Here is a 26,179-nt window from a genome sequence, read left to right as displayed (position 1 = left end):
GCAGTTCCGACGTGTCGCAACCCGCTTCGAAAAAACGGCCCGGAATTACCGGGCCGTCGTCACTCTCGCTGCCATTGTTCTATGGATGCGCTAGTGTCCACACCACCTAGTTCTTCAGGACGATGCGTCCGACGACCTTGCCGGCGCGCAGCTCGTCGATCCATTTCTGGACGTCGGCCATCGGCTCTTCCTTCATCGGCGTCGGCTTGATCTTGCCGGCGCGGGCGAGCGCCATCAATTCCTGACCTTCGGCCAGCGTGCCGACCATGAAGCCTTCGATGGTCATGCGCTTGTACACCCACTGCACCATCGGCAGCGTGAATTGGCCGCCCATCAGGCCGGACACCACGATCTTGCCGCCGCGCGCGACCGTCGACACCGCAAACGCCATCGACTTCTCGTTGCCGGCAAAGTCGACGACGCCGTCGAAGCCGCCGTCGCTCTCCTTCAGCATGCGCTTGACGACATCGGGCTCTGCCGGGTCATAGGCGGCCGCCGCGCCGTTCTTCAGCGCGGTCTCGCGCGCCGCGGGGCTGAGATCGGCAACCGTGATCGGCTGCTTGAACATCGCCTGCGCGAATGACAGGCCCATCATGCCGACGCCGCCAAGGCCGATCAGCAGCAAATTGCGCTGGCGCGGACGATCGACCAGGCGCTTCAGCGCGCCATAGGCGGTGACACCGGAGCACATCAGGGTGGCGGCCTGGTTGACCGGCAGCGGATCGTAATCGAGCAGGTATTTTGCGTCGGGCACCAGCACGTGGGTGGCGAAGCCGCCGTCGATCGAGACGCCGAGGAAGCGCTGCTTGACGCAGAGGTTCTCGTCGCCGGCGAGGCAGTCGCGGCACTGGCCGCAGCCGATCCAGGGGAAGACGGCCTTCTTCGTCCCGATCAGATCCTTCGGCGCATCGGGGCCGACCTCGTCGACCACGCCCGCGATCTCATGGCCGAGCGTGAAGGGCAGGGTCATGCCGCGGGTGGTGTCGAGCTTCTTGCCGCCGCCGAGATCGGCGTAGCCGTCCTGGATGTGGAGATCGGAATGGCACAGGCCGCAGCGCTCGATGCGCACCAGCACTTCGCGTCCCTGGGGCTTCGGCGTGTCGACGATGGTTTCGCACAGCGGTGCATCGAATTTGACGAGGGATTGGCGAACCATACGCGCCATTACGTTTTCTCCTGTTGTTCTATTTTGTGGCCCTTATATCGGCCAATTCCCGGGCCATGGCAACAAAGCCCGCGACCGGAATGGTTTCGGCGCGCCGTGTCGCGTCGATATCGGCTGCGGCAGCAAGCCGCGCCGGATCGACCGACAGCGATTTCAAACTCTGGCGCAGCATCTTGCGGCGCTGGCCGAAGGCGGCGGCTGCGACCTGCTCGAGCATGCGGCGGTCGCACGGCTCGGGCGCGGCGCGCGGTATCAATCGTACCACCGAGGACGTGACCTTCGGTTGCGGCACGAAGGCCGCGGGCGAGATGTCAAACAGGATCTTGGTCTCGGCGCGCCAGTTGGCGAGCACCGCGAGCCGGCCATACGCCTCCTCGTCCTCATGGGCGACGATGCGCTCGGCGACCTCGCGCTGGAACATCAGGACCATCATGTCGTACCAGGGCGGCCACGGCTCGATCGACAGCCAGTCGACCAGCAGCTGGGTCGCGATGTTGTAGGGCAGGTTGGCGACGATCTTGGCCTTGGCGCCATCGAGCAAGGGACGCGGGTCAAAGCGCTGCGCGTCGCCATGCACGATCTCGATGCGGCCGGGATAGCGCTTGGCGATATAGTCGAGCGCAGCCAGCGCCCGCTCGTCGCGCTCGATGGCGATCACGCGCTTGGCACCCAGCGCAAGCAGCGCGCGCGTCAAGCCGCCGGGACCGGGGCCGACCTCGATCACGGTGGAGTCTTCCAGCGGGCCCGCGGCGCGGGCAATGCGCGCGGTGAGGTTGAGATCGAGCAGAAAATTCTGGCCGAGCGATTTGCGCGCCGACAGCGAATGCTCGCGAATGACGTCGCGCAGCGGCGGCAGATCGTCGATCGTGCTCACTTAGCTTGATGCCGCGGCCATGCGCGCGGCGAGCCGGAGGGCGGCGATCAGGCTCGACGGATTGGCCTTGCCGGTGCCGGCGATATCGAATGCGGTGCCGTGATCGGGCGAGGTCCGGATGAAGGGCAGCCCCAGCGTGACGTTGACGGCGTCCTCGAACGCGACGGTCTTGATCGGGATCAGCGCCTGGTCGTGATACATGCAGATCGCGCAGTCGTAGGTCTTGCGCGCGGCTGCGTGGAACATGGTGTCGGCCGGCAGCGGGCCCCGGACGGCAATGCCGTCGCGGCGCAGGATCTCGACCGCGGGCGCGACGATCTCGACGTCTTCCATGCCGAGCGTGCCGTCTTCGCCGGCATGCGGATTGAGGCCGGCAATGGCGAGCCGCGGCGCCGCGAGGCTGAACCGCGCCTTCATGTCCGCGACCACGATCCGCGCGGTCGACACGATCAGGTCGGTCGTCAATTGCGCCAGCGCCTCGCGGACCGACACATGGATCGTCACCGGGACGACGGCGAGCGCCGGCGACCACAGCATCATCACCGGCTGCGGCGCGCGCCCGCCGTTTGCGGCAAGCTCGGCCAAGAACTCTGTATGGCCGGGATGTCGGAAGCCGGCGCGGTACAGCACGTTCTTGGCGATCGGATTGGTGACGACGGCGCTGGCCTTGCCGGCGGCGACATCGGCGACGGCCTGCCGGATCGATGCCAGCGCCGCATCGGCACTCGTGCCGTCGGGCTGGCCCGGTCGCGCCGTCACCGTCTTGCCGGTCGCAACCACGGGAAGGGCGCGTGCGAACGTCGTGGATGCCTCCGCGGCGCTGACCTCGGCCAACTCGACGGCAAGCCCGAGCGTCTTGGCGCGTTCGGCAAGCGCGGCGCGGTCGCCCAGCAGATAGAACGGCGGGAGATCGAGTTCGCGGCGGCGCAGCCATGCGGCGAGCGTGATGTCGGGGCCGATGCCTGCGGGCTCGCCGGATGTAAGTGCGAGAGGTTGAGCCATGCGTCAACGATAGTCGATCATCGCCCGCCTGGATATTCGATCATCGCGGCTTTTCGGACTTCCTGCAGGTAGGCCTTCGACTTCGCCTCGTACTTCTGCACGTACATCTTGTCGCGCATCTCACGCTTCTTCGGCGTGTCGACGGTGGTTGCCTTCCTGCCGCAGAGGGCGACCATTTCAACGCCCTGCTTGGTGACCTCGGGAGGGGTGAGGTGGCCGACCGGGGTCTTGTCCAGGATGTCGCGCAGCGACTGCGGCAGGTCGGCCGAGGTCTTCACGACGATCTCGCGGATCGCGGCGTTGCGCATCGACTTGAAGAAGGTGTTGGCTTCCTCGCAACTGGTGACGCGCTCGCGCAGGCTGTCCGCTTCCTTGCGGCGTCCCTCGAACTCCGACTGCGGCGCGCCGCGGGGCACGATCAGAACGACCGGCTGCATCCTGTATTCGAATGCCTCGGCCTCAGCCGCGCCTCCGGCCTCCTTGACCGCGTTGGCCACGTCCTTTTCGCCAACCTGCAGGCTTTCCTTGAAGCGGCCGCGGACCAGGCTGGTCCAGACCATGTCGGCCCTGATGCGTTGCTTCAGCGTATCCGGGCGGATGCCCTTGCCCTCGAGCACCTTGGTGAGCTGGTCGCCGGAAAGCCGCATCCGCTGCGCCATGCCGCCGAAGGACTGGTCGATATCGCCGGCGGAGGGATCGACGCCGAATTTCTTGGCTTCCTTGATCTTCAGCTTCTCATCGATCAGCTCGTCGAGGACGGTCTTCCGATCAGGCGTCTTGCCGCCGGTCAGGGCGTTCAGCTTGGCGCGCTGCTCGATGTCGTAATTGGTGATGGGCTCGCCATTGACCATCACGGCGATGGTCTGGGCATGCAGTCGCGCACCGCCTCCGAGCAGGAGGAAAAGAGCCAGCAGGGAACTCAACACTAGCTGATGGCGGCGCGTTGGCAGGCTAGCGGTCGTCATTATCGTCATGTCAGCCGTTTAAACCAATTCAAGCCGGAGCCACAGGCCCGCAGGCAATCCAAGCACCCCGCCAGACCGCTCGCTACTGCATGCCAGCCGAACTGCTGGACGTGGAGGTCTGCGCGATCGTCCGCAGCCCGATCTGGAACATGAACGCGTGGCTGAGGACGGGCGGCGTCGAGCCGGCCTGATAGGTATAGGACGTGACATAGTTGGCGGCCAGCACGAAGCAGTCGTCCACATAGCCCGCGCCGAACGCGTACTGGTTGATTTTGTTCGCTTCAAGGTCCCAGCGCGCCGCGCCCTGAACCACCCAGTTCGCCGCCACCTTGATCGATCCGCTGGCGAGGATGCCTTCGCGGCGCGTCAAATAGCCAAGCTCCGGCTGCGCGGCATAGTCGCCGTACATCAGGCTGACCGACCAGCGGTCGAAGTTCGCGCTGGCCTGGGCCTCGAACCGGTTGATGTTCCAGGTCGCTTCGTCCATCCGCGAGCGGACGCTGAATGTGTAGGTGCGGTTGGGCGAGTAGGCGAGGCTCGCGACATAGTCCGAGCGCGGATTCTGCAGGCCGGAATCGATGCCGGTGTTGGTGACGTCCGCGACCGCGAACGAGTTCAGCCCGAACATCTGATAGGACTGTCCGAACATCGCCTTGACGCTGCCGCCGCGATCGAACTGCGTGGTGGCCTGCACGCCGACATTGGCGCGGCTGCCGCCTTCGACGCGGTCGTAGCCGGAGAATTTGTCGATCGCGAACAGGTTCGAGGTATCGAACACCAGGCTCTGCGCGTCCTCGTTCGGAAGCTTGCCGGCGCTGGGTTCGTCGGGCCGGATGATGACCTGCGCAATCGGCTCGATGGTCGTCGTGCCCCACGGCTGCACGTTGATGAAGGGGTAGCGGTATTCGAAGCCGACGGTCGGCATCAGGCGGACCGTCTGGGTGTCGCCGACCGGCAGGAAGTTGGAAACGCCCGGCTGGTTCGAGATGTCGGCGTTGATGGCATCGGCGCGGACACCGACGAACGGCGTCCAGATCTGGCCGAGCGGGTCGGTATAGGATTTACGCCACTGCGCCTCGGCGGTCAGCCTTGTGTAGGTGCCGGGCATGCCGCGCAGCAGGCACTGCGACGGCGTGCGCGCCATCGGGTCCGCGGATGTGGTCAGGCACAGGCCGTTGGTGTTGGCCGTCGTCGTGATCGGGTCGAACACCGCGGTTTCGCGGGTCAGGTTGGTGAAGTTCACCTTGTAGCTGAATTCGCCACCGAAGATCGGGCTGTTGATCACGTTGTTGTAGTCGATGACAGGCGCGACCACCGGAACCTGGTTCTGGTTGCCGGAGTAGCTGAGATAATAGATCGCGCGTGCGTCGAAGAAGCTGCGGTTGCCGACGCCGGTCAGATAGAGCTGCGAGATCGCCTCGGTCGGCAGCGACAGGAACGATCCGAACGGATCCTTGTACTGGGCCAGCCGGTAATCGGACATGAAGTAGTAGTCGGACAGCAGCACGCCGTCCCAGCCCCAGGTCCATTTGTCGTTCAGCGCGAACTGACCCTTGGTCTCGATGCCGCCGCGGAACTGGCGGTCACCGGGCTGGCCGGCGAAGGCGCCTTGATCAAGCTGGTCGATGCCGTAGAGCCGGATCTGATAGGCGCCGTTCGACAGGCGCTGACGGAATTCGCCCTGGAACAGCACGCCCTGCTTCGAGGTGATGCGCGGATTGAACGTCGCGTCGAAGTCCGGCGCGAGCGCGAAGTAATAGGGGATTTCGACGCCGACGCCGAACGCCGAATACGTGGTGAAGCCCGGCATCAGGAAGCCGCTCTTGCGCTTCACGGTCGGATCGGGCGTCGAGAAATAGGGCAGATACGCCATCGGAACGCCGAAGAACTCGAGCTGGGCGTTCTCGAAATAGAGCATCTTCTCGGTCTGGTTATGGATGATGCGCGCGCCCTTGACCTGCCAGAGCGGCGGCTTCTTCGGATCATCCTTACAGGGCGCACAGGCGGTATAAACGCCGTTGTCGAACACCGTGTAATTGCCGCTGGACCGATCGGCGCGGGTCGCCGCCATGCGGGTCTGGTCTTCCGTGTCGACGCGCAGCGAATCGACGAACCCGTCGCGGTAGTCGTCGCTGAGATCAAGGATGTTGGCGTAGGTGATCTTGCCTTCCGCATCGGTCATGCGGATGTTGCCTTCGGCATGAAGACGCTTGGTCTTCTGGTCGTAGATGACCTTGTCGGCCTCGACGCTGGTGCCGTTGTAGAACATCTGGACGTTGCCGACGGCCGAGATGCGCTGGTTGTTGTAGTCGTAATCGACCTCGGTCGCCTGAACGAGCATCTGCCCGTCATTCTTGGCCGGCGGGCGGGGCGGCTTCGGCGGACGCGGATTGTAGGTGAAGGCCTGCGCGGCAGCCGGCGTCGACGCGACAACGTCGAGCGCGCTGACCACGACGAACGCGGCGAGGAGAGCTGAGATCGAAACGCCAAACGCGGCCATGCGGCTCCGTTGACGGCGCAGGACACTGCGCCGCCCGAGAGCAGGCGACCTCAACTGGCGGGCGGCGACGATAGCCACTACCCGTCCTCCTGGTACAGCAAGGCTAAGAAACCGGTGAGGCTGCCCACAACGACAGGCAACCACGCCGCAGCGATGGGATGCATCAACTCAGCCTTGCTCAAATCTTCAGTTACTTTCGACAGCACGTAGAGCAGAAAGCCTGCGCCCACGCCACTCAAAACCATCTTCTGCACGCCGCCCATCCGAAAGAAGCGGAGGCTCACAGAAGCCGCCAACATCACCATCGCAGCCAGCAAAAACGGCTGTGCGATGAGCTTGTGATACTGCAAGCGATAGCCGGCCGTCGCGAACCCTGAGCTCTCCGACGAACGGATGTAGTTCGGCAGTTGCCAAAAGGACACAGTTTCCGGGGTGGAGAAACTGTTGCGCACCTGTGCCGGGGTAAGGGTGGTGGTCAGGTAGAAGGTGTCCTGATCCACCGGAGGCTTATCGAGGGTGAATCGGCGCACGCCCTTGAACACCCAACGGCCGTCTTCGAGCGCCGCTTCGCGCGCTTCGATTCGCTCCTTGAACTGGAGCGCCGTATCGAATCGAAACACGGTGAGGCCGGTCAGCCGGACGCCCTGCTGCTCGCTGCGGGCCGCATTGATGATCGCCTGACCCTCGTCGTTGATCTGGTTTAGCCAGAAGCCGGACGCGTCCTGAATGCCGCCGCCGGGCGCCGAGCCGAACAGCTCGGCTTCCATCCGTTTGGACAGCTCGCGCAGATTGGCCGATACTGGATTGTAGGCGGTGGTCGCGAAGATGCCGAGCATGATCGCACTGGCCAGCGCCGGCGAGATGAATTGCCAGGCCGAGACGCCGGCGGCGCGGGCCACGACGAGCTCCAGCCGACGCGACAAAGCGAGGTAGCAGGTCATGGCGCCGATCAGCACGCAGAACGGCATCAGCTTCTCGAGCAGCTGCGGCACCCGGAATAGCGAAGTTTCCGCGACCGTGATCGCGGAGGCCGAGACGAGGCCCGACGTCTTGCGCACCATCTCGATGTAATCGACCAGCACGAGCAGCACGAAGATGCCCGCGAACACGCCCACCGCCGCGACCACGAAGCGGCCGGCGAAATAACGCCCGAGCGTGTTTGTGACCATGCTCATGCGGTTGCCGGCCTCCGGAAGAGGCGCGCAATGCGCTCGTTGTTCCTGTTGATCGCTTCCATCAGCCGCGGCGGCGGTTCGACGACCACGCCGCCGACGATCATCCAGATGCCGATGCCGATGCCGCCGAACAGCATCAGATACTGCACCAGCGCCGCGAGCGGCGTCTTCACCGCCATGACCGAGCAGGCGAACCCGACCATGCGCAGGCCGAACACCGCGAATACCGAGCCGCCGATCGAGAAATTGCGGCTCTGGCGCGTGGTGCGCGGCGCGCCGAGGAAGGCGAAGGTAAGGGCAGCGAACGCAAACGGATAGATCGGCGCCATGAAGCGATCATGCAGCTCCGCGAAGAACTGGCCCGACAGCTGCTGATAGGTCTTGTCTTCCTCGTCCGGCCACATCAGCTCCCAGAGATAGCGCTCGCGAATCCCGAGCGTGACGTCGCGGCCCTGCGAGAATTTCGACATGTCAAAGGCGTAACGGGCGAACGCGACCAGCGCCGGATCACGCTTGCCAACCTCGAACCGTTGCAGATTGCCGTCATAGAGCACGAGGTACGAGCCTCGGTCGGTCTTCTGCACGGTGCCGTGGTCGGCGATGATGGTGACGCGCTCCTGCGGATCGCGGCGATCGTCGACGAAGACGCCGCCGAGCACGCCGCCGGGCAGGCGCTCGCGGATCCGGATCGTCAAGTTCTGGTCGAGCTGGGCGAAGCGGCCGGGCTGCAGGATGTTGGTCAGCACGTCGGCGGTGATCTCGGCGTCCCACTGCTTGATTCGGCGCATGCCGTCGGGGGCGAGATAGGCGCCGATGAAGGCGACCAGCGCCGCCACCACGCAGGTGGCAAGGAAGAACGGCCGGAACAGCCGGATCGGCGAGAAGCCCGCCGCGTTCATGACGATGATTTCGGAATCGGTCGCGAGCTTGTTCAGCGTATGGGAGATCGCGATCATCAGCGCGATCGGGGCGATGATCAGCACCAGGGCGGGAATCACGAGACCGGTGATGCCAAGGAAGGTGAGGATGGTCTGACCCTGGCTGGTCATCAGGTCGATGCCGCGCAGCGCCTGCGTAATCCAGATCACGCCGGTGAGGCTGACCAGGACAAGCGCAAACGACGCCAGCGTCGTCTTAAAGATGTACTTGTCGATCGACCCCATCGCTACCGCACGACCCCCAAGGCCCCCTGCACGCAACCAAACGCACGGCTCTCGACCATCCCCGTCAACCCGGGTTCCCCTATGGTCGAGCCGCGGACCCGTCCGGCTCACTCTCTAGTCACTCTCTCACTACCATCCCTTTGATCCGTCAACAAAATGGCCGGGCCAAGGCACGCTTAATTTATGGTTAATTAATCGCTTTTGTGGCCTTCCGGCCACTCCGGCGCTTGGCAGCGGCGCAGCCGGCAGGTCATAGTGTATGACAAGCCCGGTCCGGACTGGTTCCGGACCGCCATCGCAATGCTCACCCCGCGTGCCGGAAGGACCGCCTCAGGTCCGAGCAACACCCTGAGTTCTGGAGGATTTTCCTATGTCCGACGCCGTCAAGGTCGGCTTTGTTCCGATCTCCGCGTCCGCTCGCGGTATTCTGGTGGTCTTTTGCGACGACCAATTGAAGCTGGGAGCCGCCACCCGGAAGGCGCTGGGAGTTGCCGCCGAGACGGTCAAGCGGGCCGCGGCCGCCAACCAGTTCAAGGGCAAGAGTGGGGCGGTCCTCGACATCCTGGCGCCGGAGGGAATCAAGGTCGAGCGGCTGATCGTGATCGGCACCGGCAAGGCGGCCGACCTCAAGGAGAACGATTTTCTCAAGTTTGGCGGCGTGGCGGCCGGCAAGCTCAATGCCGGCAGCGGTTCGATGACCGTGGTCGCGGAACTGCCCGAAGCCGCGATGGCCGCCGGCCAGGCCGCCGCGATCGCCACCGGCATCCGTCTGCGCGCCTACAAGTTCGACCGCTACAAGACCAAGAAGAAGGACGGCGAGGACGGCGCCCTGCGGGCCGACGTCTCGATCGCCGTCGACGATGTTGCCGCCGCCAGGAAGGCCTACGCGCCTGAAGCGTCCGTCGTCGACGGTGTGTATTTGGCGCGTGAGCTCGTCAACGAGCCGCCGAACGTGCTGTATCCCGAGGAATTCGCACGCCGCGCCAGCCAGCTTCGCAAGCTCGGCGTCAGCGTCGAGGTGCTCGACGTCAAGGCGATGACCAAGCTCGGCATGGGCGCGCTGCTCGGCGTCGCGCAGGGATCGGCGCGACCCGGCCGCACCGTGATCATGCGCTGGAACGGCGGCAAGAAGAGCGAGGCGCCGGTCGCGTTCGTCGGCAAGGGCGTCTGCTTCGACACCGGCGGTATCTCCATCAAGTCGGCCGGCGGCATGGAGGATATGAAGGGTGACATGGGCGGTGCGGCCTGCGTGGTCGGGCTGATGCACGCGCTGGCGGCGCGCAAGGCCCGCGTCAATGCGGTCGGTGCCATCGGCCTTGTCGAGAATATGCCCGACGGCAATGCGCAGCGTCCGGGCGACATCGTCACCTCGATGTCCGGCCAGACCATCGAAATCATCAACACCGACGCCGAGGGACGCCTCGTGCTCGCCGACGTGCTCTGGTACGTCGCCAAGAAGTTCAAGCCGAAATTCATGGTCGATCTGGCCACGCTGACCGGCGCGATCATGATCGCGCTCGGCACCGATCACGCCGGCATGTTCTCCAACAATGACGAGCTCGCCGAGCGGCTGGCCAAGGTCGGGCTCGAGACCGGCGAGAAGGTGTGGCGCATGCCGCTCGGTCCCGAATACGACAAGCAGATCGATTCGCAATTCGCCGACATGAAGAACACCGGCGGGCGCAACGGCGGCTCGATCACGGCAGCGCAATTCCTGCAGCGTTTCGTCGACGGCACGCCGTGGGCGCATCTCGACATCGCCGGCACCGCGATGGGCGCGCCGAAGACCGAGATCAATCAGAGCTGGGGTTCGGGTTATGGCGTCCGGCTGCTCGAGCGGCTGGTCTCCGACTATTATGAAGCCAGGAAATAGAGTGTCGGCCAGCGCATGACCGAGGTTCTGTTCTACCACCTGCAGAACATCACGCTGGAGAGCGTGCTGCCGCCGCTGCTCGAGAAGTCGCTCGAGCGCGGCTGGCGCGTGGTCGTGCAATCGACGTCACAGGAGCGTGCCGAGACGCTCGACGCGCATCTGTGGACCTACAGTGACGATTCGTTCCTGCCGCACGCGACCTCGCGCGTCGCCGACGCGCAGGACCAGCCGATCATCCTGTCGATCGAGGAGAGCAATCCGAATCGGGCCAATGTCCGCTTCCTGGTCGATAATGCGGCGCTGCCGGCCGACTGCGACAGCTACGAGCGGGTGGTCCTCGTGTTCAACGGCGACGACCCCGACGCGGTGGCCTCGGCCAGGGAAAGCTGGACCGCTTGCAAGGCGCGCGGCTTCGAGGTCACCTATTGGCAGACCGACGAGCGGGGACGCTGGCAGCGGCGCCAATAGCGATAGCTACTAATTAATGATAATTCGACGTTTCTTGGGGCGGGCCACTGTCATGCCGCAAAGTGATGTTCGGACAAGCCCTTAGGTAAGGGGTAGGAGCTTTGTCGATCGTGCGGGACGGAACATTCAGTCGGAAGTCGCTGCTGGCGTTGCTGGTGCTTGCACCGGGACTTGCCGGCTGTTCGGGCGCCGGATCCGACTTGTTTTCGCGCGATGCGGAATGGTTCTCGCGTCCCGGGCGGGTGTTCATCCGCAACATCTCGATCGAATCGCCGCCACTGACGCCGGACAAGCCGGTGACGAACGACGATCTCGTCAGTGCCGACGGCAGCTGTCCAGGCATGGCACCGCCGCCGGGCGCCTCCGATGCCAACGCACAGGCCGGCGGTGCACCACCGCCGCAGCCAACGGGCGGCAGCGTTGCACTCGGCCACACTGAATGCGACGTCGTGCGCGGCATCGGCGCGCCCGACAGCGTCAACCTGTCCAGCGCTCCGGGCGGCGGGCGCGTTGCGGTCGTGACCTGGTCGCGCGGCGCGCGCGCCGGCATCTACACCTTTACCTCGGGGCGCCTGTCGTCCGTCGAGCGCGGCCCGGATCCCGTGCCCGAGCCGAAGCAGGCGAAGCCGAAGAAGAAAAAGACCTCGCACGGCTAGAGCGTTTTCGCCGCAGCGGCAGGCCAATGCCTGCATGCGCGGGCATGATACCGGACGCGCGGACATCACACCGGATAGAATGAGAGCCTCGGCTCCCTCCACGGGTCGTCACTGCCTAGTGCGCAATTGCGCACGGGAGCAGGGACCCATACGCCGCGGCGGATGTGGTTATGGGGACTCGTCGTTCGACGATCGTGCAGCAACGACCATCTGTGGTTATGGGTCCCTGCTTTCGCAGGGACGACATCGGATATGTGGCTCCGCCCGGTCTAACTCGCCGCTTCGTCGAGTTCGGCGCTGGCTTCCAGCCAGTCTTCCTCGGCGCGCTGTAACGCGCTCTCGGCGCCGGCGCGCGCCTTGGTCAGTTGCGCGGCCTGCTTGGGGTCGCGGGTAAAAATATCGGGCAATGCGAGTGCGGTATCGATCTTGGCGATGATGGCGTTGATGCGCTCGATCTCGGCCTCAGCTTGCGCGACCCGCTGCCTGGGTGAAGCACGCTTCTCGTTGCGGATGCGCTCCGGCTTCGCGGCCTCCTTGACGCGCTCGCGCGAGGCCGGCCGGCCGTCATTGGCCGACAGGATCATGCGTCGATATTCGTCGAGATCGCCGTCATAGGCCGTGACGGTCTGGTTGGCCACGACCCACAGGCGGTCGGCGCAGGCCTCGATCAGATAGCGATCATGCGAGACCATGATGATGGCGCCGGGGAATTCGTTGATCGCCTCCGCGAGCGCCGCACGGCTGTCGATATCGAGGTGGTTGGTCGGCTCGTCCAGGATGATCATGTTCGGGCCGTAGAACGTGGCAAGCCCCAGCAGCAGCCGCGCCTTCTCGCCGCCCGACAGGCTCCTCACCAGCGTGTCGCCGGCCTTGCCGGAGAAGCCGATCGCACCGACGCGGCCGCGCACCTTGCTCTCCGGCGCCTCCGGCATCAGCTTGCGGATGTGATCATAGGGCGAGCCGTCGAGATTGAGCTCGTCGACCTGGTGTTGGGCGAAATAGCCGACCGACAGCTTGTCGGCCCTCGTGATCCGGCCGGCAAACGGCGCGAGCTTGCCCGCCAGCAGCTTGACCAGCGTCGACTTGCCGTTGCCGTTGGCCCCTAACAGCGCGATGCGGTCGTCGGTATCGACGCGCAGCGTCACGCGATTGAGCACCGGCTTGCCGGGCTCGTAGCCGACCGAGACGTCATCGACCGCGATGATCGGCGGCGACAGCAGCTTCTCCGGCGCCGGGAACGAGATCTCATGAACATCCTGGGTCACCAGCGCGGTGATCGGCTTCATCCGCTCCAGCATCTTCACGCGCGACTGCGCCTGCCGCGCCTTCGAGGCCTTGGCCTTGAAGCGGTCGACGAAGTCCTGCAGGCGCTTGCGCTCATCGGCCTGCCGCTTGGCGTGCTTGGCGTCGAGCAATTCGCGCGCGGCGCGCTGGTCCTCGAACGAGGAATAGGTGCCCTTGTAGAGCGTCAGCCGGCCGCGATCGAGGTGCAGGATCTGATCGACCGAGGTGTCCAGCAGGTCGCGGTCGTGGCTGATCACGATCACGGTGCGCGGATAGTTGGCGAGGTGGTTCTCGAGCCACAAGGTGCCTTCGAGATCGAGATAGTTGGTCGGCTCGTCCAGCAGCAGGAGGTCGGGCGCGGAGAACAGCGTCGCCGCCAGCGCCACGCGCATGCGCCAGCCGCCGGAAAATTCCGCGCACGGCCGCGCCTGGTCTGATGTCGAGAAGCCGAGGCCGGAGAGGATCGCCGCGGCGCGGGCGGGCGCGGAATGGGCGTCGATGTCGACCAGCCGGGTCTGGATTTCGGCAATCCGGTGCGGATCGTGCGCCGTCTCGGCCTCGCGCAGCAGCGCGTCGCGCTCGAGATCGGCCTTCAACACGACGTTGATCAGGCTTTCGGGCCCGTCGGGCGCTTCCTGCGCGAGGCTGCCGATACGCCAGCGCGGCGGCAGCGCGATGCTGCCGCTCTCGGTCGGGATGTCGCCCCGGATGGCGTGAAACAGCGTCGATTTGCCGACGCCGTTGCGGCCGACAAATCCGACGCGGGCTCCGGGTACAATTTGCACCGAACTGTGATCGATCAACAGCCGTCCGGCGATCCGGACCGAGATGTCAGTGATGGAGAGCATGCAGCGTTGTCACCGGACCCGCCGCCAAACGCAACCCCGTCTGTTCGTAAAATCTCTCCCGGAGCTGTTGCAAAAACGCAATTGGGCTGCTGGTCAGCCCTCAACATCTAATGGCGATCGCCTTCCCGTCGTTGCATCTCATCGAGGAGTTGCTGCAGGCGAGACGAAAGTGCGGGCTCTGGCCGCATGCTTTGCTGAAGCCGTTCGCCTACGGCATCGCAGATGTAACGGCAGGTCTTGTGATCAATCTGATCGGCGTCCTTGTCGATCTTGCTCATTGTCATCGTCATGGCATGTCTCTTGGCGAGTTCCACCTCGCATGTTCGAGTAGCTCCTCGCCATGACAAGTCGCGACCCCGAATTTGGTTTCCGCGCCTTGCTCTCGCCTTGAGGTAGTGGGTCCCATATATGCCCGGGTTCCCCCGGCGGACCCGAAAAAAGCCCCGGCGCGAGGGCCGGGGCGAGAAGCAAGTCAGGGGAGCAGTCGTAGATTCGATGGATCAGTAGCAGCGGTTGACCAGGCGCCAGCGGGGCCCCCACGGGGTCGGCACCACGCGGCGCACGTAGCAGCCGCCGCCGTAGCCATAACCGCCGTAATAGGCCGGGCCGCCGACGATGACGCGCGGACCGCCCCACCAGCCGTGGTGCCATCCACCGTGCCAGCCGCCATGCCAACCACCCCACGCAGAAGCGGAGGTCGGGGCGAGCGCGGCGGCACCGAGCGAAACCGCGGCGACGGCGGCAAGCGAGAGTTTGCGTAACATGATCGTCTCCTCGAGGTATGGGCGCGCGCGACACGCCCGCGGTGACATTTCCCGAGACGTCCTGTGAGGCTTGCGGATGGGGGGCCAGCAAGGCGTCCGATCGCTGCAGAGCCTATGTGACTTGAGCTGAACGGCAGCGGCACGGCGCTGACAGAATGGGTTCACCTAGGTGAAATCGCGGTAAGTTGGCCGAGCCGGCCGCTGTCCGGAGGGCGCCCTAACGACGGTTTTCGTCGTGAAAATGCGTCAAAACTAAAGGCTAACGCGTCACAGGGTCGCTTGCCGTTATCCCATCGCGCCGATATAAGCCCCGGCAACTCCCAGCCAAGTTTACAAGGACGAAATCATGGCGATTGAACGCACCTTTTCGATCATCAAACCCGACGCCACCGAGCGCAACCTGACCGGCGCGGTCAATGCGGTGATCGAGAAGGCGGGCCTGCGGGTCGTGGCGCAGAAGCGCATCCGCATGACCCGCGGCCAGGCCGAGACCTTCTACGCCGTCCACAAGGCGCGTCCGTTCTTCGGCGAGCTGGTCGACTTCATGACTTCGGGCCCGGTTGTGGTCCAGGTGCTGGAAGGCGAGGGCGCTATCCTGAAATATCGCGACGTGATGGGCGCGACCGACCCGTCGAAGGCCGCTGAAGGCACCATCCGCAAGCTCTATGCGAAGTCGATCGGCGAGAACTCGGTGCACGGTTCGGATGCGCCGGAGACCGCGGTGATCGAGATCGCGCAGTTCTTCGCCGGCAACGAGATCGTCGGCTGACACCGTATTGCTGAAAGTGGCGCGGTCTCCCGAGGAGACCGCGTCGAAGTAGAACCGGGGAGCGGCGGACGACCGCCGCCAGGGGCGGCCGCAAGGCCGAATAGGACTCGCTGTGGACTGGCTGTGGCAGATCTTTGATCCGGCGTACATCGGCGCGTTCTTCACCGAATTCAAGAACGAGATGGCGACGCCGACGTTCTGGGTCGCCGTCGGCAAGATCATCTGGATCAACGTCCTGCTGTCGGGCGACAACGCGCTCGTGATCGCGCTCGCCTGCCGCGGGCTCGCGCCGCGCCAGCGCCTGTGGGGCATGATTCTCGGCGCCGCCGCGGCGGTGCTGCTGCGCGTCATCTTCACCGGCATCGTCGCCAGCCTGATGGAGCTTCCCTATTTGAAGCTGGTCGGCGGGCTGGCGCTGATCGTGATTGCCGCCAAGCTGCTGGTGCCGGAGCAGGAGGACGAGGACAGCGTGCACGCGGCCTCGCATCTGTGGGCCGCGGTTCAGATCGTCGTCGTCGCCGACATCGTGATGAGCCTCGACAATGTGATCGCCGTGGCTGCCGCCGCTAATGGCAGCGTGCCGCTGCTGGTGCTCGGACTTGCGATCAGCGTTCCCCTGATCGTTGCCGGCGCGGCGCTGATCATGGCGCTGCTCACCAAGCTGCCGGTCCTGGTCTGGGCCGGTGCCGCGCTGCTCGGCTGGATCGCGGGTGACGTCATCGCGACCGATCCCGCCGTGTATCCGAAGCTGGACGCGCTGTTCGCCGGACCGCTCGGTACCAAGCTCGATTCCTGGCTGACGTCGGTCGGGATGTCGCCGCAATTCGCCCATGGCGGCAATGGCGGCGAGATCGCGCTCGCGGTGCTCGGCATCATCGTGGTGCTGGTCGTGGGGTCGATCTGGCGCCGCCACGCACTCCGCAAGGCCAAGCACGCCGCCAAGGCGGCGTGAGCCCTAAATCGCGATGCGATTGGGTCGAGCTCGTTGTTTGAGCATGATCTCCGCGCAAGCGCATTCCGCGTTTGTCGCGAGGGAAAACCGCTTCGCACTTTTCCGGATCATGCCCTAGCGCCGCACGATCGAGCCGGCGCGCCCGACCAGCCGCGCCAATTGCTTGAAGCGGCTGCCGACGCGGTCGGCGACCAGATCCACCATCCGGTGCTCGAACACCAGCATCAGCTTGCGGCCCTGGGTGCGGAAATGGGTTGCCGGCAGCACGCCGGTGCGCGCCGCCGTGATCAGATGCGCGACGCGGAATGCGGCGCCGAGCACGCGGGCGCGCTCGTCCATCGCCGGCGTCACCAGCGCGCGGATCTGCGGCGGCGGCTCGTTTTCCTCGCTGAGCCCGGCGTAGCGATAGAACACCGAGAGCGCGACGAAGGCGCGGCCCTGATGCGTGATCGAGCCGAAATTGCCGTTCATGATCAGGCTGAGGGTTTCCTCGCCGCGATGATCGGGATGCACCCGCCAGCCGATGTCGGAGAGCAGGCAGGCGACGTGCCGCAGCCTGCGGTCTTCCTCAGTCTCGCGCAGCCTGACGACGCGCACCAGCCGGTCGGTCCACGCCGTCAGCTCCTGGGCGTGGCGGGCCGAGCGCGACAGCAATTCGTTGAGGTTCTGCGCGGCGCACAGCAGTCCGTCCTTGGCGCGTTCGGCCTGCGGCAGCATCTCGTAGAGCAGGCCCTCGCGTACGCCGAAGGTCGAGAACACGATGGTCTTCGGCTGGGCCACGCGGATGATGTATTCGAGCACGAGCGCGGCATAGGCCAATAGCGGCCGCCGCGCGTCGGCGACCGACTCGATATTGGCCAGCATGTTGGTGGCCGCCAGCCGTCGCAGCCGCTGCGCGAAGTCGAGGGCGTCGGCCGCCGGGATCGAATAGCCGTGCATCACCTTGAGCGGGTAGCCGCTCTGGATGATGTGAATGCGCGCCAGCGCACGCCAGGTGCCGCCGACGGCATAGAAGGTACGGCCACGCCCGGTCTTGAGCTGGGCGACGCCGAGCAGCTCGTTCTTGACGATGCGTTCGGCGCGCTTGAGCGATTTGTTGGAGAGGTCCTGCAGCGCGAGGCTGCCGAGCGGCAGCGTCACGCCGCTGCGCACGCGGCTGCCCTTGACATCGATCAGTTCAAGCGAGCCGCCGCCGAGATCGCCGACGATGCCGTTCGGATTGTGCACGCCCGAGACGACGCCGAGCGCGGATAGCTTCGCTTCACGCGGCCCGGTGAGGATCTCGATCTTGGCGCCGCAGATGCGCTCGGCCTTGGCGATGAAGTCCGGACCGTTCTTGGCGTCGCGGCAGGCCGCGGTCGCGATCGCGTAGACGCGGCCGACTTGCTGGATCCTGCACAGCGCACGAAAACGGCGCAGCGCGGTGAGCGCCTTGTTGACGGCATCGGTTGCGAGCAGGCCGGTGCTCTGCACCTCGCGCCCGAGCCCGCACAGCGCCTTCTCGTTGAAGATTGTGATGAGGCTGCGCGCCATCGCCTCGTAGACCACGAGACGAACCGAGTTCGAGCCGATATCGATGACAGCGACGCTGGAAGCGCGCTTCCGCGGCCGCTTCACCGTAAGGCCCCCTTAAGACGATGGCTGCTGACGCTCGTTGCGACGCGTGAGACGGCGCGGTGAAGATTCCTTGAGAGACTTACCACGGCCGGACAGACTCGGATTTGTCATGAAGTAGTCATGCAGATTGAAGGGCTCTTCGCCTTTCGCGGCCTTCATACGCGTTGACGACCCATCCGGCAACAATTGCCAGCTTTGCTCGGTGTCCTTCAGGTTCGCGACCATGATCTGTTCGAGAACCTGCTGATGCACCGTGGGATTTTGCAGCGGACAGAGAACCTCGACGCGACGGTCGAGGTTCCGCGGCATCATGTCGGCGGACGAGATATACACAGCAGCTTTTGTGCTCGGCAGGCCCTGACCCATGCCGAAGCAATAGATTCGGCCGTGTTCCAGGAACCGGCCGATCACCGATTTGACGCGGATGTTCTCCGACAGTCCCGGCAGCCCCGGCCGCAGGCAGCAGATGCCGCGCACCACGAGCTCGACCGAGACGCCGGCCTGCGAGGCCTCGTACAGCGCGTCGATGATATCAGGGTCGACCAGCGCATTCATCTTCATCCAGACCGCGCCGGGCCGGCCGTGCTTGACGTGCGCGATCTCGCCGTGGATGTGCTCGATGATCCGCTTGCGCAGCGTCAGCGGCGACACCGCCATCTTCTCGATGTCGCTCGGCTCGGCATAGCCGGTGATGTAGTTGAAGACCCGCGCGACGTCGCGGCCGATAATCGGATCCGAGGTGAAGTAGGAGAGGTCGGTGTAGATGCGCGCGGTGACCGGGTGATAGTTGCCGGTGCCGGTGTGCACATAGGTCGTGAGATTGCCGCCCTCGCGGCGCACCACCATCGACAGCTTGGCATGCGTCTTCAATTCGATGAAGCCGTAGACCACCTGCACGCCGGCGCGTTCGAGGTCGCGGGCCCAGCGGATATTGGCTTCCTCGTCGAAGCGCGCCTTCAGCTCGATCAGCGCGGTCACCGACTTGCCGGCCTCGGCGGCTTCCGCCAGCGCGCGCACGATCGGCGAATTGTTCGAGGTGCGATAGAGCGTCTGCTTGATCGCGACCACGTCGGGATCGCGTGCCGCCTGCTGCAGGAACTGCACCACGACGTCGAAGGATTCGTAGGGGTGATGGACCACGAGGTCCTTCTGGCGGATGGCGGCGAAGATATCGCCGCCATGATCGCGCACCCGCTCGGGGTGGCGCGGCACATAGGGCGGGAATTCGAGGTCGGGGCGATTGAGGCGGGTGAGCTGCGACAGCTCGTTCATCGCCAGCACGCCGTCGACCAGGATCACTTCGTCGTCTGCGGCCGACAAGGCGTGCTGCACGAAGATGCGCAGCTCCTCTGGCATCGTGGCCTCGATCTCGAGCCGGATCACCGACCCGCGGCGTCGCCGCTTGAGCGCGGTCTCGAACAGGCGAACGAGGTCTTCGGCCTCTTCCTCGATTTCGAGTTCGGAGTCTCTGATGATGCGGAATGCGCCTTGGCCCTTGACGGTGTAGCCGGGGAACAGGCGGCCGATGAAGAGACCGGTGGCCTGCTCCAGCGTGATCAGCCGCGCCGGCGCGCCTTCCTTGGTGGAGGGGATGCGGATGAAGCGGTCGATCTTGCCGGGCATGCGGATCAGCGCGTTCATCGCCTTGCCGTCGGAGATCCGCGACAATTGCAGCGCCACCGTGAAGCCGAGATTCGGGATGAACGGGAAGGGATGCGCCGGGTCGATCGCCAGCGGCGTCAGCAGCGGGAAGATGCTGTGGAGGAAGTGATCCTCGATCCAGCTGCGCTCGGACTTGGTGACGTCGCGGCCGTCGACCAGCTGGATGCCGACCTTGGCCAGGATATCCCGCAGGTCGCTCCAGATCGCCTGCTGGTCGGAGGCGAGCTGCGAGACGGTCTTGTTGATCATCACGAGCTGATCGGCCGGCAGCAGGCCGTCCGGGCTGCGCTCGGTAATGCCCTCGCGGACCTGCGCCTTGATGCCGGCGACACGGACCATGAAGAACTCGTCGAGGTTATTCGCCGAAATCGACAGGAAGCGGACCCGCTCCAGCACGGGATGGCCGAGATTGACCGATTCCTCGAGCACCCGCCGGTTGAAGTGCAGCCAGGACAGCTCCCGGTTGATGAAGCGTTCGGGGCTGGTCGCGATTGCGGGAATGGCGGGAAACTCCGCCTCTTTTTCTTTGATTTCAGTAGCTTGTGCCGAGTCCATAAAGTGCTGGTCCAATTCAGGGCAGGGGCCGGGGCGGTGTAGCCGAGAGCCGCAGAGACCATGTGATATTGCGATGACGTTTCGATGACATTGATGTTCCGCTCGCCTGCGCCGTCAAGCCGCGGGATGGATCAGGCGTCGCGCAACAGCTCCGCCGCCAGCGCCCGCGTGACGGGACGGCCGAGCCGGAGTGCCTCGGTATCCAGGAGCTCGACCGCCTGCCGGACGGCAACGTAGGAACGCTCGATCCGGTTGCTCAGATAGCTGACGAGCGGTTCGTCCACGCTCATCTGGCGGTCGGCGCAGAACTTGACAATCAGGCCGCGGAACAGCTGGTCGTCCGGCGGCAGCAGCGTCACGGTCGGCACCGCGCGGAGCCGCGACCGCAGGTCGCGCAATTCGATCTCGAACGCCGAGGGCGGAATGCGCGCCGTGATCAGCACGTAGGCATCGTCCTGGCGCGCCAGATTCATCAGATGAAACATCGCGCGCTCGTCGAAATCCGACGGCCTCAGGTCCTCGACCACCAGCGCACCGGTCGCAAGCGCGGTCGGCACCGTGTCGGCGGTCAGCGCATGCGCCGCGGTCGAGCGCGCGCCGGCGCTCTCGGCCCAGATCGCGGCGAGGTGGCTTTTGCCGGAGCCGTCAGGCCCGACCAGCAGCATGATTCGGTTTGGCCAGTCCGGCCAGCCGTCGATCAGCGCCAGCGCCGCCTCATTGGCAGGGCCCTCAAGGAAATCGTCGCGGGTCAGCTTCTCCTCGTGCGGCAGGGCCAAGGCCAATTGACGAGGTTGAACGCTACTGGCCACGCAGGTCTCCAAACCACTTTATCTAGCTATGCGTAAACGCGTTGCGTTTGTCGCGGGAAAACCGGCTTCCACTTTTCCGGATCCCGCCTACCGAGCTTCGATCGTGCTCATGTGCCGCACCCACTCCACGAGATAGAGGGACACCGAACCCAAAGTAAAGATCGTGACCAGGCCCATCAGGATCAGGTCGTAAGGGTGCGGCTGAAAGCCGAAGCCGAGCGAGGCCAGCACCAGCGCTGCGAACGCGACCTGCGCCACCGTGTTCAGCTTCGACACCATCAGCGGCTTCATCTCGACTGGCTTGTCGAACAACCATGACACAATCACGGCGGAGACGATCATGATGTCGCGTGACACCACGAGAATCACGATCCAGCGCGGCACCGCGCCCCAGATTCCGAGCGCGACATAGATCGACACCAGGAGCGCCTTGTCGGCGAGCGGATCGAGCAGGGCGCCGAGCTCGCTCGTCATGTTGAAGCGCTTGGCGAGGAAACCGTCGACCGCGTCCGAGACGCCGGCGATCACGAAGATCGCGAACGCAATCTCCATCTGGCTGGACACGATGGCCCAGACGATCACCGGCACCAGGATGATGCGGCCGAGGGTGATGATGTTCGGAATGCTCAACTTGGATCGCTTCCCGGCTAGAAGCCTGATTTTACTCGATATCCGGCTCTTTTGCGCAGCCGCCTTGTGTTATCTACATAGTATCGCGGCAGCAGCGCCGCGAGCCATTGCGCGGGGGCGGAATTCCTCGTAACCAGCCCCTGATCATCTGGAATTGGGCATGACCGAGCGCAAAAACGGGCTCACTTACGCGGATTCGGGTGTCGATATCGACGCCGGCAATCGACTGGTCGATCTGATCAAGCCGATGGTGCGGGCCACCGCGCGGCCTGGCGCGGACGCCGAGATCGGTGGTTTCGGCGGGCTGTTCGACCTCAAGGCCGCCGGCTTCAAGGATCCGGTCCTGGTGGCCGCGACCGATGGCGTCGGCACCAAGCTGAAGATCGCGATCGAGACCGGCATTCATGGCGGCATCGGCATCGATCTGGTCGCGATGTCGGTCAACGACCTCGTCGTGCAGGGCGCGGAACCGCTGTTCTTCCTCGACTATTTCGCCTGCGGCAAGCTGCACCCGGAGGCCACCGCGCAGATCGTCGCTGGTATCGCCGAGGGTTGCCGCGAATCCGGCTGCGCGCTGATCGGCGGCGAAACCGCCGAGATGCCCGGCCTCTACAAGGATGGCGATTACGACCTCGGCGGCTTTGCGGTCGGCGCGGCCGAGCGCGGCACGCTGCTGCCGACCGCGGATATCGCGGCGGGCGATGCCGTGATCGGGCTGGCTTCCTCCGGCGTGCACTCCAACGGCTATTCGCTGGTGCGCAAGATCGTCGAGCAGTCCGGCGTTGCCTATGACGCGCCGGCGCCGTTCGCGCCGGTCATGACGCTTGGCGCCGCGCTGCTGACGCCGACCAGGCTCTATGTGAAATCCTGCCTGCGCGCGATCCGCGACACCGGCGCGGTGAAGGGGCTCGCCCACATCACCGGCGGCGGCTTCACCGACAACATTCCGCGCGTGCTGCCGAAGCATCTCGGCGTCGGCATCGATCTGGCGCGGCTGCCGGTGCTGCCGGTGTTCAAATGGCTGGCCGAGCAGGGCGGCATCGCCGAGCTCGAGCTGCTGCGCACCTTCAACTGCGGCATCGGCATGATCGCGATCGTCAAGGCTGATGCGGTCGACGCCGTGACCGAGGCGTTCACCGCCGGCGGCGAGACCGTGACGCTGCTCGGCGAGGTGATCGAGGCCAAAGGCGAGCATCGCGTGGTCTATAACGGTCATCTCGATCTCTCGCGATGAAGCGCCGCGTCGCCATCCTGATCTCCGGCCGCGGCTCCAACATGGCCGCGCTGATCGAGGCTGCGAAGGCTGAGGATTTCCCGGCCGAGATCGTGGCTGTGATCTCGAACCGTGCCGATGCTGCCGGGCTCGAGAAGGCGGCCGCGAGCGGCATTGCGACCATCGTCATCGAGAGCAAGCCGTTCGGCAAGGACCGCGCCGGCTTCGAGGCCGTGCTGCAGCGGGCGCTCGACGACAGGCAGGTCGAGCTGATCTGCCTCGGCGGCTTCATGCGGCTGTTCACCGCCGAGTTCGCGCGGCACTGGTACGGGCGGATGCTCAACATCCATCCCTCGCTGCTGCCTTGCTTTCCGGGTCTCGATCCGCACGGCCAGGCGTTGCGTGCAGGGGTCAAGCTGTCCGGAGCGACGGTGCATTTCGTGATCCCGGAGACCGACGCCGGACCGATCGTGATGCAGGGCGCGGTCACGGTCGCTGACGACGACACGGCCGAGACGCTCGCCGCGCGCGTGATCACCATCGAGCATCGCATCTATCCGGAGGCGCTGCGGCTGCTGGCGAGCGGCCGGCTCAAGCTGGAAGGCGATCTCTGCAGGACCCTGGGCAGCGGCGCAACCGACCATACCCTGATCGCGCCGGCGCCTTAGCGCGCGGTTGCAGGAGACATCCCCCGGGGTGATGCGGCCGGGGGAGGCATCAGGATGAATTCCGCTGGCAGCGGCGTTCAGTGAACCTTGAGGTTCTCTGCCGATGCCTTGCCGCGGTTCTCCACCAGCTCGTACTCGACGGACTGGTTCTCGTTCAATGTGCTGAGGCCCGCGCGCTCGACCGCCGAGATGTGGACGAACACGTCCTTGTCGCCGACGGCTGGCTTGATGAACCCGTAACCTTTGGTCGGGTTGAACCATTTGACGGTACCCTTCGGCATCGTCTCTCTCCCAGTTTAGACATAAAAAAGACGCGGCCACGTTTTCCACGTGCCACGCCACAAGCGGACTTTGCGCTGTCTGTTCACTTCCCGGGTCGTCAGATCCAAAGTCTTCAAGTCCGAAGTTTCGCCTCTCGAGGCCCTGTACATCGAAGCCTTGGATATCAACGTCGCGAAACGCACAGTCGAACGGCCGCAAATCCGATTGTGAACGGATTGCAACACGAAAATTGCGCCTTAGCAAGCGCGGTGGTTTTGCGTGACGCAACCTCAGCCTGTGCCGGTCGAACTCCGGGGCAACACGTTCGGCCACTGGCCGACTGCCGGTGGAACCTGGCGGGCACCAGGCGGACGCGCTAACCCCGGTCCACCCGCACCACGCGGCCCTTGTCGATCGCCAGCGCAAGCTGGCCGTGCTTGAGCTTGAGCGCGGCCTCGCCGAACAGTTCGCGGCGCCAGCCGTGCAGGGCGCCGACCTCGGCCTGATCGCTGGCCGCGATCTGCTCGAGGTCGTCGACGGTGGCGATCACCTTGCTGGCGACGCCGTGGCGCTCCGAGGTCATGCGCAGCAGCACCTTCAACAGCTCGACGGTCGCCGCGCCGTTGGAATTGTTTCTCGGCTTCTCCAGCTTGGGCAGCATGGCCTGGTCGCGGGCGAGCCCGCGCTGCACGGCGGCAATGATGTCAGCGCCCCATTTCGAGCGCTCAAAGCCCTTCGGCAGCGAGCGCAGATTGCCGAGCTTCTCCAGCGAGGTCGGCGCATGGGTGGCGATATCGCCGACCGCATCGTCCTTGAGCACGCGCGAACGCGGCACGTCGCGGCTCTGCGCCTCCTGCTCGCGCCAGGCCGCGACCTCGATCAGCACCGCGAGCTCGCGCGGCTTACGCACGCGGGTCTTGAGCCGCTCCCAGGCGCGCTCGGGATGGAAGTCGTAGGTCTTCGGCGAGGTCAGGACCTCCATCTCCTCGCTGACCCAGTCACTACGGTCGCGCTTCTTCAGATCGGCATCGAGGGCTGCGAACACTTCGCGCAGATGCGTCACGTCGGAGACGGCGTAGTGGAGCTGCTCGTCGGTCAGCGGCCGGCGCGACCAGTCGGTGAAGCGATGGGTCTTGTCGGGGCGGTGGCCGGTGACGCGGTCGACGAGCTGGTCGTAGGCGATGCTGTCGCCATAGCCGAGCACCATGGCGGCGACCTGGGTGTCGAAGATCGGATGCGGGATCGTGCCGGACAGGTGCCAGACGATTTCGATGTCCTGCCGCGCGGCGTGGAATACCTTGAGCACGGCCTCGTTCGACATCAGGTCGAAGAACGGCTTGAGGTCGATGCCGGGTGCCAGCGCGTCGACCACGACGGCTTCGTCCGCGCTGGCCATCTGCACGACGCAGAGCAGCGGATAGTAGGTCGTCTCCCGCAGGAACTCGGTGTCGACAGTGATGACCTTGTGTTTGGCGAGCCGGTCGCAGGCGGCGGCGAGGTCGGAGGTCGTGCTAATCAAATCCATGAAGTGTCCATAACGGCTTGACCACACGCGTTCTGCCGAAAGGGCAGCTATGTCAAGGGTCTTGCAGGGATTTTGGCCCTGCGCGGGGTGAGGGACGGGCCATTTTTGAATTGATTGGGCGTGATTCGAGGGTGTTTTCGGCCCGGTCGTGCCGGCAGTTCGTCGGTCGTCCGCCACCTTCGGTGTCACCGCCCGGCTTGACCGGGCATGACGATCGGGGGCTGAGCGCCACAGGCGATAGCCCGCTGGCGCCGGGGCGCACGACCAAAATATCGAAAACAACCCCATGCAAAGGAGCCGACAGCTAGCGTGTTCGACACGGCAACTTGACACGTCGGGCAAATCAGCGATATTTTTCCATTATTCCGAAGTCATGCGTCGCCACGCTTGGGGCTGTGACATTTGCGGACTTCTGCAACCGACCCGTCATGGTGACGAGGCGCACCGCGCCGTCATTGCGTCCCCACTTGCAGCTTTGATCGCCCGGCTCGACCGGTTGAATCCGCCCAGTATTCCAGAGACAGTTGTGCTCGAACCGAGAGGCCGCGGCGTACTGGATCGCCCGCTTTCGCGGACGATGACAGTCGTAGTGGGGGCGCGCCGCTGCGGGAGCTTGCGCCGTCGGGATGGCGATTTGGGTCAACCGGAGTGCTGAGCTTTCTCGGGGCCGGCTGTCCGTAGCGGGTGAAGATGTCGTGTTTTTGTAGCTCGTGATCTGTCGCCTTCGTTGTTGATTATCGGCGTGGCCGGAAGGCGCGGACGGCTCGGCCGATTTGGTCAT

General features: G+C 65.0%; 23 protein-coding genes and 2 pseudogenes. 8 read left to right on the top strand and 17 right to left on the bottom strand.

Annotated features, from left to right (window positions below; translation table 11 throughout):
• A pseudogene (locus ACZBJS_RS38780) lies at positions 1–94 on the top strand (IS5/IS1182 family transposase); the annotation flags it as partial.
• Between the two features lie 12 nt (positions 95–106).
• Here the strand turns inward: ACZBJS_RS38780 and ACZBJS_RS38775 are convergent.
• From ACZBJS_RS38775 to lptF, 7 genes are all read right to left on the bottom strand, one after another.
• Positions 107–1,165 (bottom strand): alcohol dehydrogenase, encoded by a 1,059-nt coding sequence (locus tag ACZBJS_RS38775; protein WP_028344804.1) that lies wholly within the window; start codon positions 1,163–1,165, stop codon positions 107–109.
• Between the two features lie 19 nt (positions 1,166–1,184).
• Positions 1,185–2,039, bottom strand: coding sequence for a 16S rRNA (adenine(1518)-N(6)/adenine(1519)-N(6))-dimethyltransferase RsmA (gene rsmA, locus ACZBJS_RS38770; RefSeq protein ID WP_057019884.1), 855 nt, complete (start codon positions 2,037–2,039; stop codon positions 1,185–1,187).
• The gene (gene pdxA / locus ACZBJS_RS38765) at positions 2,040–3,041 is read right to left on the bottom strand and encodes a 4-hydroxythreonine-4-phosphate dehydrogenase PdxA (RefSeq protein ID WP_076831975.1); all 1,002 of its coding nucleotides are present in this window, start codon (positions 3,039–3,041) and stop codon (positions 2,040–2,042) included. It abuts the gene before it with no gap.
• Between the two features lie 17 nt (positions 3,042–3,058).
• Positions 3,059–4,006 (bottom strand): SurA N-terminal domain-containing protein, encoded by a 948-nt coding sequence (locus ACZBJS_RS38760; RefSeq protein WP_141340448.1) that lies wholly within the window; start codon positions 4,004–4,006, stop codon positions 3,059–3,061.
• Positions 4,007–4,088: 82 nt separating this feature from the next.
• Entirely contained in the window at positions 4,089–6,506 is a 2,418-nt protein-coding gene (locus ACZBJS_RS38755) for an LPS-assembly protein LptD (RefSeq protein ID WP_253608914.1), read from the bottom strand.
• Between the two features lie 77 nt (positions 6,507–6,583).
• Positions 6,584–7,681, bottom strand: coding sequence for an LPS export ABC transporter permease LptG (gene lptG, locus ACZBJS_RS38750; RefSeq protein WP_028335173.1), 1,098 nt, complete (start codon positions 7,679–7,681; stop codon positions 6,584–6,586).
• The gene (gene lptF, locus ACZBJS_RS38745) at positions 7,678–8,844 is read right to left on the bottom strand and encodes an LPS export ABC transporter permease LptF (RefSeq protein ID WP_016847429.1); all 1,167 of its coding nucleotides are present in this window, start codon (positions 8,842–8,844) and stop codon (positions 7,678–7,680) included. The genes lptG and lptF overlap by 4 nt, the downstream gene beginning before the upstream one ends.
• Positions 8,845–9,214: 370 nt before the next feature.
• Here lptF and ACZBJS_RS38740 point away from each other — a divergent pair, with 370 nt between their 5' ends.
• The 3 genes from ACZBJS_RS38740 (at position 9,215) to ACZBJS_RS38730 (ending at position 11,841) form a co-directional block, all read left to right on the top strand.
• Positions 9,215–10,717 (top strand): leucyl aminopeptidase, encoded by a 1,503-nt coding sequence (locus ACZBJS_RS38740; protein ID WP_463440030.1) that lies wholly within the window; start codon positions 9,215–9,217, stop codon positions 10,715–10,717.
• A 15-nt stretch (positions 10,718–10,732) separates the two neighbouring features.
• Positions 10,733–11,185 (top strand): DNA polymerase III subunit chi, encoded by a 453-nt coding sequence (locus ACZBJS_RS38735; protein ID WP_057019887.1) that lies wholly within the window; start codon positions 10,733–10,735, stop codon positions 11,183–11,185.
• Between the two features lie 101 nt (positions 11,186–11,286).
• On the top strand, positions 11,287–11,841 hold the full coding sequence (locus ACZBJS_RS38730) for a hypothetical protein (RefSeq protein WP_463440029.1): 555 nt from the start codon (positions 11,287–11,289) through the stop codon (positions 11,839–11,841).
• A gap of 269 nt (positions 11,842–12,110) precedes the next feature.
• Here the strand turns inward: ACZBJS_RS38730 and ACZBJS_RS38725 are convergent, their stop codons facing one another.
• From ACZBJS_RS38725 to ACZBJS_RS38715, 3 genes are all read right to left on the bottom strand, one after another.
• Complete coding sequence (locus tag ACZBJS_RS38725; RefSeq protein ID WP_456827502.1) at positions 12,111–13,973, bottom strand: ABC-F family ATP-binding cassette domain-containing protein; 1,863 nt, start codon at positions 13,971–13,973, stop codon at positions 12,111–12,113.
• A gap of 107 nt (positions 13,974–14,080) precedes the next feature.
• Positions 14,081–14,263 carry a hypothetical protein gene (locus ACZBJS_RS38720; RefSeq protein ID WP_038377182.1) on the bottom strand — a complete coding sequence of 61 codons (183 nt, stop codon included), beginning with the start codon at positions 14,261–14,263 and terminating at the stop codon, positions 14,081–14,083.
• A 210-nt stretch (positions 14,264–14,473) separates the two neighbouring features.
• A complete protein-coding gene (locus tag ACZBJS_RS38715) occupies positions 14,474–14,737 on the bottom strand; it encodes a hypothetical protein (RefSeq protein ID WP_018271306.1) in 264 nt (87 codons plus the stop codon).
• Between the two features lie 346 nt (positions 14,738–15,083).
• Between ACZBJS_RS38715 and ndk the strand changes: the two genes are divergently transcribed.
• Together ndk and ACZBJS_RS38705 are read left to right on the top strand one after the other, a co-directional pair.
• On the top strand, positions 15,084–15,506 hold the full coding sequence (gene ndk, locus ACZBJS_RS38710; protein ID WP_016847423.1) for a nucleoside-diphosphate kinase: 423 nt from the start codon (positions 15,084–15,086) through the stop codon (positions 15,504–15,506).
• A gap of 112 nt (positions 15,507–15,618) precedes the next feature.
• Positions 15,619–16,458 carry a TerC family protein gene (locus tag ACZBJS_RS38705; protein WP_141340452.1) on the top strand — a complete coding sequence of 280 codons (840 nt, stop codon included), beginning with the start codon at positions 15,619–15,621 and terminating at the stop codon, positions 16,456–16,458.
• 114 nt (positions 16,459–16,572) lie between these two features.
• On the opposite strand, the gene ppx is transcribed toward ACZBJS_RS38705, so the two are convergent.
• The 4 genes from ppx to ACZBJS_RS38685 form a co-directional block, all read right to left on the bottom strand.
• Positions 16,573–18,075 (bottom strand): exopolyphosphatase, encoded by a 1,503-nt coding sequence (gene ppx / locus ACZBJS_RS38700; protein ID WP_057019891.1) that lies wholly within the window; start codon positions 18,073–18,075, stop codon positions 16,573–16,575.
• A gap of 12 nt (positions 18,076–18,087) precedes the next feature.
• Positions 18,088–20,292, bottom strand: coding sequence for an RNA degradosome polyphosphate kinase (locus ACZBJS_RS38695; RefSeq protein ID WP_076831991.1), 2,205 nt, complete (start codon positions 20,290–20,292; stop codon positions 18,088–18,090).
• Between the two features lie 131 nt (positions 20,293–20,423).
• Positions 20,424–21,101: a P-loop NTPase family protein gene (locus tag ACZBJS_RS38690; RefSeq protein ID WP_316395840.1), complete on the bottom strand. Its 678-nt coding sequence runs from the start codon at positions 21,099–21,101 to the stop codon at positions 20,424–20,426.
• 87 nt (positions 21,102–21,188) lie between these two features.
• The gene (locus ACZBJS_RS38685) at positions 21,189–21,731 is read right to left on the bottom strand and encodes a CDP-alcohol phosphatidyltransferase family protein (protein WP_028332358.1); all 543 of its coding nucleotides are present in this window, start codon (positions 21,729–21,731) and stop codon (positions 21,189–21,191) included.
• 160 nt (positions 21,732–21,891) lie between these two features.
• Here ACZBJS_RS38685 and purM point away from each other — a divergent pair, with 160 nt between their 5' ends.
• Positions 21,892–22,965 carry a phosphoribosylformylglycinamidine cyclo-ligase gene (purM, locus tag ACZBJS_RS38680; RefSeq protein ID WP_141340454.1) on the top strand — a complete coding sequence of 358 codons (1,074 nt, stop codon included), beginning with the start codon at positions 21,892–21,894 and terminating at the stop codon, positions 22,963–22,965.
• A complete protein-coding gene (purN, locus tag ACZBJS_RS38675) occupies positions 22,962–23,612 on the top strand; it encodes a phosphoribosylglycinamide formyltransferase (RefSeq protein WP_057019894.1) in 651 nt (216 codons plus the stop codon). The genes purM and purN overlap by 4 nt, the downstream gene beginning before the upstream one ends.
• A 77-nt stretch (positions 23,613–23,689) precedes the next feature.
• Here the strand turns inward: purN and ACZBJS_RS38670 are convergent, their stop codons facing one another.
• From ACZBJS_RS38670 to ACZBJS_RS38660, 3 genes and pseudogenes are all read right to left on the bottom strand, one after another.
• Positions 23,690–23,893: a cold-shock protein gene (locus tag ACZBJS_RS38670; RefSeq protein ID WP_016847412.1), complete on the bottom strand. Its 204-nt coding sequence runs from the start codon at positions 23,891–23,893 to the stop codon at positions 23,690–23,692.
• A 356-nt stretch (positions 23,894–24,249) separates the two neighbouring features.
• A complete protein-coding gene (gene rnd / locus ACZBJS_RS38665; RefSeq protein ID WP_057019895.1) occupies positions 24,250–25,398 on the bottom strand; it encodes a ribonuclease D in 1,149 nt (382 codons plus the stop codon).
• Positions 25,399–25,741: 343 nt separating this feature from the next.
• Positions 25,742–26,179, bottom strand: a pseudogene (locus ACZBJS_RS38660) (hypothetical protein); the annotation flags it as partial.

Source organism: Bradyrhizobium sp. KZN70725 (assembly GCF_055264925.1).
The sequence above is the reverse complement of the archived record's forward strand: the minus strand, read 5'-3'. Positions and strand labels throughout refer to the sequence as shown.

Coding starts and splice junctions, on each gene's coding strand:
- ACZBJS_RS38775 (WP_028344804.1), bottom strand. CDS start 1,165: ATGGCGCGTATGGTTCGCCAATCCCTCGTCAAATTCGATGCACCGCTG.
- pdxA (WP_076831975.1), bottom strand. CDS start 3,041: ATGGCTCAACCTCTCGCACTTACATCCGGCGAGCCCGCAGGCATCGGC.
- ACZBJS_RS38760 (WP_141340448.1), bottom strand. CDS start 4,006: ATGACGACCGCTAGCCTGCCAACGCGCCGCCATCAGCTAGTGTTGAGT.
- ACZBJS_RS38755 (WP_253608914.1), bottom strand. CDS start 6,506: ATGGCCGCGTTTGGCGTTTCGATCTCAGCTCTCCTCGCCGCGTTCGTC.
- lptG (WP_028335173.1), bottom strand. CDS start 7,681: ATGAGCATGGTCACAAACACGCTCGGGCGTTATTTCGCCGGCCGCTTC.
- lptF (WP_016847429.1), bottom strand. CDS start 8,844: ATGGGGTCGATCGACAAGTACATCTTTAAGACGACGCTGGCGTCGTTT.
- ACZBJS_RS38740 (WP_463440030.1), top strand. CDS start 9,215: ATGTCCGACGCCGTCAAGGTCGGCTTTGTTCCGATCTCCGCGTCCGCT.
- ACZBJS_RS38735 (WP_057019887.1), top strand. CDS start 10,733: ATGACCGAGGTTCTGTTCTACCACCTGCAGAACATCACGCTGGAGAGC.
- ACZBJS_RS38725 (WP_456827502.1), bottom strand. CDS start 13,973: ATGCTCTCCATCACTGACATCTCGGTCCGGATCGCCGGACGGCTGTTG.
- ACZBJS_RS38720 (WP_038377182.1), bottom strand. CDS start 14,263: ATGACGATGACAATGAGCAAGATCGACAAGGACGCCGATCAGATTGAT.
- ACZBJS_RS38715 (WP_018271306.1), bottom strand. CDS start 14,737: ATGTTACGCAAACTCTCGCTTGCCGCCGTCGCCGCGGTTTCGCTCGGT.
- ndk (WP_016847423.1), top strand. CDS start 15,084: ATGGCGATTGAACGCACCTTTTCGATCATCAAACCCGACGCCACCGAG.
- ACZBJS_RS38695 (WP_076831991.1), bottom strand. CDS start 20,292: ATGGACTCGGCACAAGCTACTGAAATCAAAGAAAAAGAGGCGGAGTTT.
- purM (WP_141340454.1), top strand. CDS start 21,892: ATGACCGAGCGCAAAAACGGGCTCACTTACGCGGATTCGGGTGTCGAT.
- purN (WP_057019894.1), top strand. CDS start 22,962: ATGAAGCGCCGCGTCGCCATCCTGATCTCCGGCCGCGGCTCCAACATG.
- ACZBJS_RS38670 (WP_016847412.1), bottom strand. CDS start 23,893: ATGCCGAAGGGTACCGTCAAATGGTTCAACCCGACCAAAGGTTACGGG.
- rnd (WP_057019895.1), bottom strand. CDS start 25,398: ATGGATTTGATTAGCACGACCTCCGACCTCGCCGCCGCCTGCGACCGG.